This is a genomic window from Acidithiobacillus sp. IBUN Pt1247-S3, from assembly GCF_041146875.1.
Lineage (GTDB): Bacteria > Pseudomonadota > Gammaproteobacteria > Acidithiobacillales > Acidithiobacillaceae > Igneacidithiobacillus.
The window spans coordinates 1-14,171 of the sequence record NZ_JBFRXP010000030.1 but is presented as its reverse complement, the minus strand read 5'-3'; the positions used below and the strand labels follow the sequence as shown (position 1 = coordinate 14,171).

General features: G+C 55.9%; 8 protein-coding genes and 2 pseudogenes. All 10 read left to right on the top strand.

Translation table 11 applies throughout. The features are described from left to right. A pseudogene (locus AB4090_RS14045) lies at nt 1-180 on the top strand (IS5/IS1182 family transposase); the annotation flags it as partial. 54 nt (nt 181-234) lie between these two features. Continuing rightward, nucleotides 235-2,262 (top strand): N-6 DNA methylase, encoded by a 2,028-nt coding sequence (locus AB4090_RS14040; RefSeq protein ID WP_369574514.1) that lies wholly within the window; start codon nt 235-237, stop codon nt 2,260-2,262. 61 nt (nt 2,263-2,323) lie between these two features. Further along, nucleotides 2,324-3,379, top strand: a complete 1,056-nt coding sequence (locus tag AB4090_RS14035; RefSeq protein WP_369574513.1) for a YhcG family protein — start codon at nt 2,324-2,326, stop codon at nt 3,377-3,379. Continuing rightward, on the top strand, nt 3,376-4,716 hold the full coding sequence (locus tag AB4090_RS14030; protein ID WP_369574512.1) for a hypothetical protein: 1,341 nt from the start codon (nt 3,376-3,378) through the stop codon (nt 4,714-4,716). Before AB4090_RS14035 ends, AB4090_RS14030 begins: the two co-directional genes overlap by 4 nt. Further along, nucleotides 4,713-5,507: a hypothetical protein gene (locus tag AB4090_RS14025; protein WP_369574511.1), complete on the top strand. Its 795-nt coding sequence runs from the start codon at nt 4,713-4,715 to the stop codon at nt 5,505-5,507. Before AB4090_RS14030 ends, AB4090_RS14025 begins: the two co-directional genes overlap by 4 nt. Next, a complete protein-coding gene (locus AB4090_RS14020) occupies nt 5,504-8,740 on the top strand; it encodes a type I restriction endonuclease subunit R (RefSeq protein WP_369574510.1) in 3,237 nt (1,078 codons plus the stop codon). Before AB4090_RS14025 ends, AB4090_RS14020 begins: the two co-directional genes overlap by 4 nt. Beyond that, the gene (locus AB4090_RS14015) at nt 8,733-10,037 is read left to right on the top strand and encodes an ISL3 family transposase (RefSeq protein ID WP_369574509.1); all 1,305 of its coding nucleotides are present in this window, start codon (nt 8,733-8,735) and stop codon (nt 10,035-10,037) included. The genes AB4090_RS14020 and AB4090_RS14015 overlap by 8 nt, the downstream gene beginning before the upstream one ends. A gap of 93 nt (nt 10,038-10,130) precedes the next feature. Next, the gene (locus AB4090_RS14010; RefSeq protein ID WP_369574508.1) at nt 10,131-11,873 is read left to right on the top strand and encodes a VPA1262 family N-terminal domain-containing protein; all 1,743 of its coding nucleotides are present in this window, start codon (nt 10,131-10,133) and stop codon (nt 11,871-11,873) included. A 160-nt stretch (nt 11,874-12,033) separates the two neighbouring features. After that, entirely contained in the window at nt 12,034-13,824 is a 1,791-nt protein-coding gene (locus tag AB4090_RS14005) for a hypothetical protein (RefSeq protein ID WP_369574507.1), read from the top strand. A gap of 152 nt (nt 13,825-13,976) precedes the next feature. After that, nucleotides 13,977-14,171 (top strand): annotated as a pseudogene (locus AB4090_RS14000) (IS5/IS1182 family transposase); the annotation flags it as partial.

Below are 14,171 nucleotides of genomic sequence, written 5' to 3'. Positions count from 1 at the left end.
ACCTTGCTGGAGGCCTGGGCTTCTCAGAAATCCTTTCAGCCCAAAGACCCCGAGGATCGGCAGGGCGACGGCTCTGATTTCCGTGGACAGAAGCGAAACAAGGGTATTTGCAAAAAGTGGTTGAATGACTCATGTCAGGCCAGCCTGGGAGGACATCCCTTATGTGCATTCACTGGTTGACAAGCGTGGTCTCCATGCGCTACCGTTTTGTGCAATATACGGTTGGAGAACGGCATGGCAGAGGAAAACGGCTACGGGTTAGCCCTGGCGGCGGAATGCTGGAAGAACGCTGAGGATCTTTGGGGGGACTTCAAGCATGTGGACTTCGGCAAGATCATCCTGCCATTCACCTTGTTGCGGCGCCTGGAGTGCGTTCTGGATCCCAGCCGATCCGAAGTCGTAGAAACCTACGAAGAGCATAAGGGCGGCGACCTCGACATCGACCTGCTTCTGCGTCAAATCAGCGGCTATCCTTTCTATAACACTTCCGAGTACACCCTGAACACCCTGGGCGGGACCAGGACGCGCCAGAATCTTCAGGATTACGTCGCACGCTTCTCCCGCAACGCGCGAGTCATCTTCGAGCAGTTCGATTTCTCCAACACCATCTCCCGCATGGACCGGGCCGGATTGCTGTTCAAGATCTGCAAGAACTTCGCCGCCATCGACCTCCACCCGGACAACGTGCCGGATCGCGTCATGAGCAATCTCTACGAGCACCTGATTCGGCGCTTTGGCGCCGAGGTCAACGAAGGCGCCGAGGACTTCATGACGCCGCGCGATGTGGTTCACCTGGCGACCACGTTGTTGCTGGACCCGGACGATGCCCTGTTTGAGGAAAATCCGGGGTTGATTCGCACCCTCTATGACCCGGCCTGTGGTACTGGCGGCTTCCTTTCTGATGCCATGAACCATGTCGCGGAGTATGGCAATCGTTTCAAGGTGCCCCCGGTGCTGGTCCCGCATGGGCAGGAGTTGGAGCCTGAGACCCATGCGGTATGCCTGACCGGCATGCTGTTGCGGACTCTGGAGTCCGATCCTGGCCGGGATCTGTCCAAAAACATCAAGCTGGGCAGCACGCTCTCCAATGACCAGTTTGCCGGAGAGCGTTTTCACTATGGGCTGGCGAATCCGCCCTTTGGCAAGAAGTGGGAGAAGGACGCCGCCGCCGTTGAGGATGAACACTTCAACCGGGGCTTCAAGGGCCGTTTCGGACCAGGGTTGCCCCGCATCAATGATGGCTCGATGCTGTTCCTGCTCCATTTGGCGAGCAAGCTGGAAGTACCGGAGAAAGGTGGCGGCCGGGCCGCTATCGTTCTGTCCGGCTCGCCGCTGTTCAACGGCGGCGCGGGGTCCGGGGAGTCGGAAATTCGCCGCTGGCTGCTGGAGAACGATCTGGTCGATGCCATTATTGCCCTGCCCACCGAAATCTTCTTCCGTACCGGCATTGGTACTTACCTTTGGATTCTATCGAACAAGAAACCCCAAAATCGCCGGAAAATGGTGCAACTGATCAACGCGGGCGATCTGTGGGTATCCATCAAGAATGAGGGGAACAAACGGCGGAAGATCAGCGACGAGCAAATCCTGGAGATCGCGAATCTCTATGCGGCCGCCGAATCGGCGGACATCAGTCGCATGGTGGATTACCGCACCTTCGGCTACCGGCGCATCCGGGTCTTGCGTCCCTTGCGGATGAAACTGCGGATCGACGCACAGGGTATGGAGAAGCTCCGAGAAGAAAAAGCCTGGAACAAACTGACGAAAACGCAGCAAGAGGCTTGGGAGCCGGTTTTGCGCGACTATGAGGACAGCACACAACCCTTTGCCTGGGCAGAGATCGTTGCGGAGGAAGCGTCGCGCAAAACCCCAGACGTTGGGAGGGTGAACAAAACGCTCATCAAGGCATTCATCAAGGCATTTGGGATCAAAGACCCGGACGGAGAACCCGTGGTGGACCGGGATGGCGAGGTCGTTGCGGACTCCGATCTCACGGACTACGAGAACGTGCCGTTGACTCGGGACATCGAGGACTACTTCGCCAAAGAGGTCAGACCCCACGTCCCCGATGCCTGGATTGACGAAACCTACCGGGATGATGGTCGCCAAGGAGACGGAAAGGTTGGTCGCGTTGGTTACGAGATCAACTTCAACCGTTTCTTCTACAAGTACATGCCACCGAGGTCGCTGGAAGAAATTGATCAAGACCTACGGGAGGTGGAATCCGAGATCGCCGCGTTACTGGGCGAGATTGCAGAATGAAACACCAACAACCATCGCGATATAGGGACTCGGGCGCGGAGTGGCTAGACGAGGTGACGGCATGACCGAACACCCCACGCCCGCATCATCCGACGCATTGTTGTGCGATGTCCGCACTCTGATTGAGGAGGCGCGTGCCCATGTCGCACGGGCGGCCAATTCCGCGCTCACATTGACTTACTGGCGGATCGGGCGGCGTATTGGCGCTGACATTCTTGGTGGCGAGCGCGCGGCCTACGGCGGTAGGATTATCGTAGCACTGGCGCGACAATTAGAAGCCGACTATGGACAGGGATTTGGTGAGAAGAACCTGCGCCGCATGGTGCAGTTTGCCGAGATTTTCCCGGATGAGACCATTGTCGTATCGCTGATACGAGAATTGACCTGGACCCATTTCATCGCCCTGCTGCCCATCCAGGACCCGCTCGCCCGTGGGTTCTACGCCGAAATGTGCCGGGTGGAAAGGTGGAGCGTGCGCGCCCTACGGCAGAAGATCGGCGGCATGCTGTTCGAGCGCACGGCGCTGTCGAAGAACAGCGAAGAGATGATTCGACAGGAACTTGCCACATTGCGGGACGGGCGCATGACGCCGGATCTCGTCTTCCGCGATCCCTATCTGCTCGACTTCCTTGGCCTTGCTGGCGCCTATAGCGAAAAGGACTTGGAGGCGGCGATCCTGCGCGAGATGGAATCGGTGCTGCTGGAACTGGGCAGCGGCTTTTGCTTCGTGACCCGGCAGAAGCGCATGACGGTCGGTAAGGACGATTTCTATCTCGACCTGCTGTTCTACCATCGCCATCTGCGGCGATTGGTGGCGGTTGAACTCAAACTGGAGTCCTTTCAACCTGCGCACACCGGCCAGATGGAGCTTTACCTGCGCTGGCTCGACAAGCACGAGCGGGCACCCAGCGAGGAAGCGCCTATCGGACTCATCCTCTGTGCCAGCGCTGACGCTGAACAGGTCGAACTGCTGCAACTGGAAGGCAAGTCCATCCGGGTTGCCGAGTACCTGGTTGAACTGCCGCCAGCCGATGTGCTGCGCGAACGGTTGCATCGGGCTATCGACCATGCGCGCGAGCGGGCGGTCATGCTGTCCGCGCCGGAGGGTCATGGATGAGTCACTACAAGCCCTATCCGGCCTACAAGGATTCCGGCGTTGAGTGGATCGGTAAGGTGCCGGAGCACTGGGATGTGAAGCCTATCAAGGTCATTGCGTCATGCAATGATGACAGCCTGCCGGATTCGCTCTCGCCAGATACCCCGATTCGGTACGTCGATATCTCCGCCGTCAGCCACGACGAAGGGATCGCCGAGGCTGCGCCGATGCAATTTGGTGACGCGCCTTCTCGGGCACGGCGTAAGGCGATGGTTGGCGATGTGGTGATCTCGACGGTTAGGACGTACCTGAAGGCGGTCGCGTCCGTGGATGAGGCGCATGCCGATTGTGTATATTCCACCGGTTTTGCCGTCCTGCGCCCACGCCGAGACCATCTGAGACCTGAATTTCTCAAATGGCTTGCGCTCAATGAACTGCTTATTCAGGCCGTCGAATCACATTCTGAGGGCCTGAGTTACCCAGCCATCAATGCATCGGAACTGATAAACCTCAAGACCGTGGTCCCCGGATCAACTGAGCAAGCCAGGATTGCATCAATTCTCAACCGCGAAACCGCCCGCATCGACGCCCTCATTGAGCGGAAAACCCGCTTCATCGAACTGCTGAAGGAGAAGCGTCAAGCCCTGATCACCCACGCCGTCACGAAGGGACTTGACCAGAGCGTGAAGATGAAGGATTCGGGCGTGGAGTGGATCGGGGAGGTGCCGGAGCATTGGGAGGTGAAACGACTGAGGCATGTCGCCCGCTTCACCAATAGCAACGTGGACAAGAGGAGTTATGAAGGCCAGCAGGCCGTCAAGCTCTGCAATTACACCGACGTTTATTACAACGAGTTCATCACTGCATCGCTGCCGTTCATGGATGCCACGGCCAGCGACGCCGAGATCAAGGCGTTCGAGTTGAAGAAGGGCGATGTTCTCATCACGAAGGATTCCGAAGACCCATCGGACATCGGCATCCCGGCACTTGTTGCGGACGATCTGCCAGGCGTGATCTGCGGTTACCACCTGACCGTGATCAGAACCCATGGGCCAGATGATTCCGGATTTGTGCACCGCTCCATCCAGTCGCATCCGACCAAAGCGCATTTCTTTGTCGAGTCGCCGGGCATTACCCGGTATGGCCTGAGTCAGGACGCCATCGGAGACATTACGGTTTGTTGGCCGACAGCCAGCGAACGTGTGCAGATCGCCGCATGGATCGACCGCGAAACCTCCCGCATCGACGCGCTGATCGCCAAGAGCCAGCGCAGCATCGACCTCATCAAAGAACGTCGCTCTGCCCTCATTACCTCTGCAGTTACCGGCAAAATTGACTTGCGCGTGGATATCCAATGAATTGGATTAGCACTTCTTTTGATGCATTTACCGGGATTGGCACACTGGCATTGGCATTTTTTACATACAAGAGTGTGGATCAATCAAAAAATATGGCCGCCGCCGCCAAGGAAAGCATCGACCTGACCAGGAAGATAGAAAAAACCAGGATAAAACCCTATTGCACTATTACCCAGCTTTCTGAAAATTCTGATAAGGCTCGCTTCAGAACCTGCCCAGCAGCTTATTTTGTTAATGATTATTATGGGCCAAAAATGTCCTGCATTGTCAAAAATTGTGGGCCTGGACCCGCTCATGCTGTGAGTATTATTTTGGGTGGAGATGATAAAAAGTTATGGACAAGAAGAATTCTTGTTGCAGATCTTTTGGCCACGGGAGATCAGATTGAGTTCAAGAGGCAATTTGCCGAAACAGACCTGCCTTCATCCGAATTTAGAGAGTTTCCGCGCACAAATACACAGGGCAGAAGAGAGGGGCAACCGGAGTATTTGTGCAGCAACATCAAGTACGCCGCCCTTGAATACAGTGACTCCGAAAAAGACAAGTTCCACGCGATCCGGCATTTCGTACAGCGAATGACTCTATCCCATCCAGTACAACTTGAGGAACCAACGGATGCTGAAAAATTCTCCACTGAAATGGTAGAGATGATCTTTTTTGACGGTCCGCACGAGGACAGGCCCTTCTATGCTGAAACAGAAGAGGAAAAGGCGGGCCGCCTGTGCGAACCATCGGATGGATCCATGGATTCTACCCACCCATCCAATCCAGACAATAGAGGGGATGTATGAACAGCGATACCGCCCATTACGAGAAGCACTTCGAAGATTACATCGTCCAAAAGCTCAAAGAACAGGGCTGGGCAGTCGGTCACACCAATCGGTACGACACCGAGTACGCCTTGTACCCGGATGACTTGGTGACCTGGCTTGAGAGTACCCAGCCGGAGAAATGGTCCAAGCTCTGCAAGGATCACCCGGAAGATACCAGCGGCGCGGTCATGCAGCGCCTGAGCAAGGTTCTGGAGAAGGATGGCACGGTCTATGCGTTGCGCCGGGGATTCTCCATTGCTGGCTGCGGGCATATTGATCTCTCCGAGGCGGAACCCGAGGACAAGCGCAACGCCGACGTGCTGAAACGCTACGAAGCCAACATCCTGCGCGTCGTACCACAACTTAGATATCACCCCACGCGCGAACTTGCCATTGACCTTGTATTCTTCATCAATGGCCTGCCGGTCGCCACGGTCGAGGTCAAGACCGACTTCACCCAGTCGGCCGACGCCGCAGTGGAGCAGTACAAAGCGGATCGCCTGCCCGTGGACCCCAAAACCAAACGCCGGGAACCGCTCCTGACCTTCAAGCGGGGCGCCGTCGTCCACTTTGCCCTGTCAGAGTCCGATATTCAGATGACAACGAAGCTGGCCGGAGAGAACACCTTCTTTCTGCCGTTCAACCAGGGGCATGACGGTCATGCGGGCAATCCCCCCAGCCAGAATGGAGAGTACCCTGTGGCCTATTTCTGGGAGCAGGTCTGCCAAAAGGATGCCTGGCTGCGGATATTCCACAGCTTCGTCTATGTGGAGAAGAAGGACGTGGTGGACCTCAAGGGCAACTGGTCCAGAAAGGAAACCCTGATCTTCCCGCGCTTCCACCAGTGGTCGGCGGTCAATGCCATGATCGCGGACGCACGGGAACATGGCCCGGGGGTGCAATACCTTTGCGAACACAGCGCGGGATCCGGGAAAACCAGCACCATCGCCTGGACCGCGCATGATCTGGTCAAGCTCCGTCACGACAACGGCCTGCCTGTTTTTGACAGCGTGGTGATCGTCACGGATCGCACCGTGCTGGACAAGCAGTTGCAGGAAGCCGTGCAGCAAATCGAGCACCAGACCGGGATGGTCGCCGCCATCGACCGGCAGAAGACCTCGAAATCCAAGAGTGAACAACTTGCCGACGCGCTGTTCTCCGGTACGCCCATCATCGTGGTGACGATCCAGACCTTCCCCTATGCGATGGAAGCCATCGTCACCGACAAGCGTCTCAGGGACAAGCATTTTGCCGTGATCATCGACGAGGCCCATACCTCACAAACCGGCACTAACGCCAACAAGCTGCAGGCGGCACTTGCCATGGGCGGCGAGAAAGGGCTGGCCTCCCTCAATGTCGAGGAACTGCTGGAGCGCCTGCAAAAATCCCGTGTCCGGCCCAGGAACGTGAGCCATTTCGCATTCACGGCCACCCCCAAGCATTCGACCTTCATGCTCTTTGGGCGCACGCGCGACGGGCGTCCGGCAAGCAAGACCAACCTGCCGCAGGCCTTTCACCGATACCCCATGCGGCAGGCCATTGAAGAAGGCTTCATTCTTGACGTTCTGAAGGGCTATACGCCCTACAAGACGGCCTTCAACCTGGCGAAACGGATCGATGACACCAAGCGGGTCAGCGGCAAGGAGGCCAAGCGCGTCTTGGCGAAGTGGATGTCCCTGCACCCGACCAACGTCACCCAGAAGGTGCAGTTCATCATTGAGCATTTCAGCCGGAACGTGACGCACCTGCTCGATGGGCGAGCGAAGGCCATGGTCGTCACCAGTTCCCGCGCCGCCGCCGTGCGTTACAAAAAAGGCTTCGACCAGTATATCGAGAAGCATCCCGAACATGCCGGCATTCGATCCCTGGTGGCGTTCTCGGGGAAACTGACCGGCAAGCAGGTCATGCACGCCGATGATGAGCGGATTCAGGAGGAACCGTTCATCATCGATGAAAATGCGGAATTTACCGAAATCAGCATGAACCCGGATCTTGCCGGGCGAGATCTGCGGGAGGCTTTCGATACCCCGGAATATCGGGTCATGCTCGTGGCCGACAAGTTCCAGACCGGATTCGATCAGCCCAAGCTGGCGGCCATGTACATCGACAAGAAGATCGCCAATGATGTGGAGATCGTGCAGACCTTCTCTCGTCTGAATCGTACCGCGCCAGGCAAGGATGACGACCACATCTACATCATCGACTTTGTTAACGACCAGGACAACGTCCGTCGTGCCTTTGCCCTGTATGATGACGGTGCGCAGATCGAAGACGTGCAGGACCCCAATGTCGTGTATGACATTCGGAAAGACCTCGACGAGCAAGCCCTCTATGACACAGACGATCTGGAGCGTTTCAAGCAAGCCCGGTTCAGGACCCTGCGCGACATTGCCAGAGCGCAGGACCCGCAGCACAAAGCCCTCTACGCCGCTTTGGACCGTCCAGCGCAAGTATTCAACCAGAAGCTCAAAATGCTCCGGGATGCCGCAGCGACATGGGAACGGGACTACGAACAGAAACACGCGCAAGGGAATGAGGTGGGCATGAAATCGGCGGAACACCACCGCAAAGACTATGCCGACCAAATCGGCGCCTTGATGGGATTCAAGCGCCGTCTGGGCCGTTTCTGCCGGACCTATGCCTACGTCGCGCAACTCATGGATTTCGGGGATCCTGAACTGGAGAACTTCGCCGCATTCGCCAAGCTGCTGCAAAAACGCCTGGACGGGGTTCCACCAGACAACATCGACCTGGAGGGGCTGGTCCTGTCCGGCTTCGACATCAAGAAGCGTGACCATCCCACTCAGGAGGACCCTGAGAATACCGCGCTAAAACCGGTGGGTCCCGGCTCGGGGAACAACGGATGGGATACGCCAGGGTATCTGAAGGAGATTATCCAGCGTATCAATCGCCTATGTGGTGACACCACACCTATCCGTGACCAGGTGACGTTTTTCAACCATCTTGCCTCGATCACCCAGGAAAATGAAATCGTCATGGCACAGATCGAGAACAATCCACGTGAGCAAGCCATGAAGGGTAACCTTCCGGGTGCCGTGCAAACGGCGGTTGTCCGCGCCATGACCTCGCACCAGAAACTGGCCACGCAGTTCCTGAAGGCAGACCAGCAAATGATGTCTGCGGTGATTGACATCGTTTACGAGCTTGACAGAGATCACCGCATGATTGATCTGGACGATCTGGATGCTTGATATTCTGCGTTTGGAAGGTTTCAGACCGGTTGATATACAAAGCTCCCTAGGCGTTATTCTCATCGACGGAGAGGTTCCCACGCCAGAAATTGTCTGCTGCCCACAGTGTGCAAAACCCATGTATCGCCACGGATACCGTTCCATTGAGTGCGCTGACACCCCTCTGGAGATGCAACCGGTACGCATTCGGGTTGAGAAGCCGCGCTACCGGTGCCAGTCCTGCGGTAAAACCGTGACAGTGGAGCTTCCTTTTCTGGATGAAAAGCGACGCGCAACCAGACGGTTGGTAGAGGCCATTCGCAAGCGTTGTCTGAAAAGAACATTTCGCGGTCTGGCGGAGGAAACGGGGCTGGCCGTTAACACTATCAAGAATATTGCCTTGGATCTCATTGCGGATCTGGAGGCCACGGTGCACTATGAGACGCCGGTCATCATGGGCATCGATGAAGTGAATCTTGCCGGCGGGTATCGCGGCATCATTACCAATCTCGCCACCAACAGTATTTTTGATATGCTGGAGTACCGTACCCAAGCCCACATGAAGCCTTTTTTTGAGAAGTTGCCTGATCGCGAAAAGGTGGAATGGGTTTGTACGGACATGTGGCGCCCATTCAAAGAATCGTTTGGCCCGTTTCTCCCGAACGCCCGCTTGGTCATCGACAAGTTCCATGTGGTGCGCATGGCATCGGATGCACTTGATGACGAGCGGAAAAAACACCAGGCGACCTTGAGCCAAAGCGAGCGCGTCAAGGTCAAGAAATCGGTCCGATGGTTGACGCTGAAGCGACCTGCCAGTTTGATCGGTTCCGAGCGGAAAGCACTGGATGCAGTCCGGGAACTGATCCCCAACCTGGCCGAGGCATACGACATCAAGGAAGCCTTCTACTCCATCTACGACGCGCCGGACAAGACCTCCGCAAAGCAGGCATTCAGCGACTGGGAATCGTCTCTGCCTGATGGCCGCATGGAGAAATTCCGAAAGTTGGCAAAGACCGTGCATAACCACTATGAAGACATCTTTGCCTACTGGGATGCCCCTTATCGTATCACCAACGCCTATACGGAAGGGCTCAACGGATTGATCAAGGTGGCCAACCGCATGGGCCGTGGATACAGCTACGAGATTATCAGGGCCAAAGCCCTGTATGCGGAACACGCCAGGAAAGTGGCCACTGGGCTCGTGCCGGTCGCCGACACCCCAGAGGGGACTTCAACCACTGGCCGTCTGAGGAAGGTCGAATACGGACCCTATATTCCAACGCTGGCAGAAATGTCGGAAGACGATGGGATTGCCTGATGGTTTCTATATTCCTACCAGACACCGACATGGTCGAAACACGGCCGAGCCAAATTGATGACCCGCAGTGACAACAGGCCAACTGGAGGGAAAATGGATAGCTACGAAGACAGCAATACAGTTGCGCAACACATCAATCATACCATCTCAGCGCAGCAGGATGAGAAGTGGTGCAAAGTCGCGACTGACTACCACGGTGCGCTTGTTCGGGTGGCGACGATGCGTACCTCACAGATACAACATTTACTTTTTGGATATGTGGAACTTTTTCCGCACGATATCCCCGTACCTGAGAGTTTCAGGGCGGGAGAAAAGCCATGGAGAGTTCCAAATTCACGTGACAGTATGACTCTTTCGTTTTCATCTGTGCGGATGTCTGTTGCCGATGCGCTTACTTGGTATGAAGAAGCGGCTCAAGGAAGAGTGACGATCCCGGGAACTGCCTCTCCTGTTTCGCTCGTTGCCCCGCCCTTTGGGTTCGAGCCGTCATTGGGCCATTTTTCCATTGGGGATAATGTCCCTCCATTCGCAGCACAGTGGCATGGCAGGCCGAGGATTCATCGATTGGTTCCAATGGAACCCGCTGTTGAGGTGGTTCAAAATCTTAGGTCAAGTTCCCCAGCCCGTGAGTGGCTTGCTGCCAATACTGGCTTCGACCCCCTCGACTACGAGGAGTGGCTCGGAAGCCTTTCGCTGCTTGCCCCAGATCCGTTACTCGAAAGCGTTCACTATTTGCCGCCAGAAGGGAACCCAGATGGTTCTGAACGTGTGACCTTCCAAGTGCGACGACGCCATTATGAGGACTATCCTGACGCCGAAGCCGACGCACTGAACTTCGTCCTGCTCAAGCGTCGGCCCAGCGGCTGGACGGAGATTTTACCCACGCCGTTGGACACTGACGGCTTCGTCATCAAGGACTACCCAGAGCCAGTGAGAGAGGTTGGTTACGCGATATCATGTCCCGTCCGGGGACTTCTCCGTATGGCTCCACCGGCATCGTTTATTAGGCAAATCGGCATTAATTTTAGTATCGTCAATACGGCCGTCAACGTCGAGGTACCAGCGGGCGGTCGCCGAAAGCCTGCGACGAACTACCGGACGCACCGAGCAAGCGAATCTCGTGGAGTGCATGTGGGAGAGGCGCTTCCCATCTCAGGTGCAGTCCAGATCGTTAAGCTGCAGGAGGCTCGCAAGGTTCGCGTCCAGCGGCAGTCTGCCCCGCAACGGCTATTCGGTAGCCATGACAGTGACGAATTGACAGGTGAAGATCTGGTCCGCATGCGCGGCGAGGCCGTAGAGTATGTAGCGGGCCTCGTGGCCGTGGCGCAGCGTCAGGTCATCTTCGTTGATCCGGATTTTGGCGTGCGTGAATTCCAAAACTACGCACTTCGGGTCACGCGCGATAGTGTGGCGGTAAAGATCCTGACCGGCGCACCTCACATGCGGAAAGCGCGGCCAAGCGACAATGTAACCGATGCGTCGGCAGAGATGCAGCCGGCGCCTTCCGCGGCGCCCGGCGTCCTACTACTGAATCAGCTCCAGCATGTGCAGAGTCAGCTTGGGCGTGGGGCACCAGAGGTATTCGTGATGCCAGGCTCAAGGAAACCTATCTTCCACGACCGCTTTCTCGTGATCGATGATGTCGTTTGGGCTTTGGGTCCATCGTTCAACGAGCTCGGCGAGCGCATAGGTATAATCAGCCAGGTTCACGCGCCATGCAATGTTATCGCGGCAGTTGAGCGTGTGATCGCACGGGCAAAACCTCTCGCAGAATGGGTTGCTGAAACTCAGAACGGGCAGCCGAATGGAGATGGACATGATGCCACGATCGTTTGACGACTATCTACACGACCGACGTACGCGAATAGACTCCTGGCTTGAACACTCCGACGAGGCCAACTCAGTCATTACGATCTGCGAAATCTGGATTGCAAATCTCCTGGATCGTGGTCTCATACTCCATTCTCGGCAGGACCTTGCATCGCTACCCGCAGACATGCACCTTGTCGATCGGCTGTCCACAGCAGGGTTCGATGGACTGTCCTTGGCGTTGGATTGGAAGACCAAGAGCGCTGAAGGCAAAGAACCAGACGAAGTGGCGTTGATCGAACATGCGCTCGCGGCTGCGAGCGGACGCGCCTATGCGGCTCATGGCCCAGACAAGCTCGACTGGATCGGTCAATTCGTTGCATCGTTCAACGGTTTATTGTGGGAGGATTTCGCTGCCGCTGCAGCAACGGTGTTTCGCGAGAATTCAGACTTGCTGGAAAGGTTTGTCGGTTTTCTAGATGGAATCATAGAGAGGGCGAACGACGCACCGGACACCTTGACCGAGATCCTGCCCCAGTACGTGTCTATGGCATCTATTGTTGAGGAATTCGCGCAAACAGGGCGAAGCTTTCAAGATGTTTGGGAAGCTGATTTGCGGCCAGTCCTATTCCGGTCCAGCGGTGCGTTCGAGATTCTGCGCAGAGCTGACGCCGGACGCTTCGTGACGATGATCGATCAATTGCCGCACCCAGCGCTTGTGAAGCAATGTCTTAGCAGTAAAGCGCTTCAAGAAAGTCCGCAGGATGTTTTGGTTCTTTTACCGTTGGCAAATTCCACCATCGATATTGAAGGCCGCTGGAATCACTGTGGAATGGCGGCAATCCTGTTGTTGAAATTGGCAAGCGAACAACTGCTATCGCTGTGCACCGGCGAGGATGACGCCGGAGACCTGAACAAAGACATTGCGCACTTCAGCGATGCTGTGGGTGAGGTTCTTGACGTTCTATTCGCGCGTCCAGATGGCGTCGAACTCGCTTGGTGCTGGCTTGAAAACCTCTTACGCCAGATTCCCCGTGTTCCTCATATGGACCGTAACAACCCACGCGAGATGATAGTCGATCGCATCGGGATTCTAGTCCATGCACTAGGAAACCGACTGAATCCTCGTCGAGCGCAGGACACCTGGATTATGGAAGCAGCACCGGCGATGCGACAATATCGCGTCGTGTCGGCACTGAGTGTGGCGGCATTCACATCAATGGCCAGCAATTTAGATCTCGGGGCTGTCGCGAAAGATCTGCTCATGAATACTGACTTTGAGCTAACCCGCGCGAACGAATTCATACATCTTCCCGGTGCTCCGTTACGAATGATTCCGGGCTATGCCCTGGCGAGAATTCCGGATACTGCCTCTTGGTTCACCAGCACCTGGTCTGCACTTAGGTTCCGACGCGAACGAGCCTGGCGCGCCGGTAGAAACGCTCGCGGAAATCCAGCCGAGATAATGGGGCTTTGGGGGCTTGGCGCAATTGAGGTGCTGACGAGTACCCCAGAGCGGCATGATGACGCTTCCAGAATGTGGCATGCTTTGGATCTCGCATTTCGGGAGGCAAGGCTTGTCGAACCAAAGCACCCCCATGACTTCTGGATCCAAGTTGTCGCACGAATCTTCCGGTGGTGGCCACAGATTTTCACAACAGATCTATTACCGGCCGGTGGTAGTGTGGAAGCTGCTTCGTTTGATCCCACTGTGCTTGGGAGAGTGCTTATACCCTATGTGGAGATCAGCGGTGACTTCATGGCGGTGATCGTTAGCTTGCGGCAGGCAGGGCTAACTGCTTCAATTCTAGATGATGCCATTCGCAGTATGGGTCAAGACTTATTGAACATGATCCACCGTTTTATGGAGGTGACTCATAGATTGAGTGATCGTCGTGTTTGGAATCCAGTTTGGGTCGAGGCTCTGCGAAGAGTTGAGGCGGAACTCACTGGACGTCGGAAATACGGAACTTCGTAGGGATAGCCGGTCCACTCAGACACAAATTCCAACCAGCAACACTTTGTGTTGGATCAATCTGTCATATGAAATTCCAACCAAGAGCCCAGTACAACGATAGGCTATTTACAACAGCAAAACCGCTCAATTCCAACCACAAATTGCAAATAGCCCGAAACAATGACACCCATGCCTCGATAACGGACCCCGATTGCCGCCTCTACAAGAAGGCACCGGGGGATGCTGCGCGGCTGGCTTATCTGGGGCATGTGCTCATGGATAACCGACATGGCTTGATCGCTGGAGAGCAGGTCACCACAGCAGATGGAACGGCAGAGGTGGATGCTGCAGTGCAGCTCATCAATGAT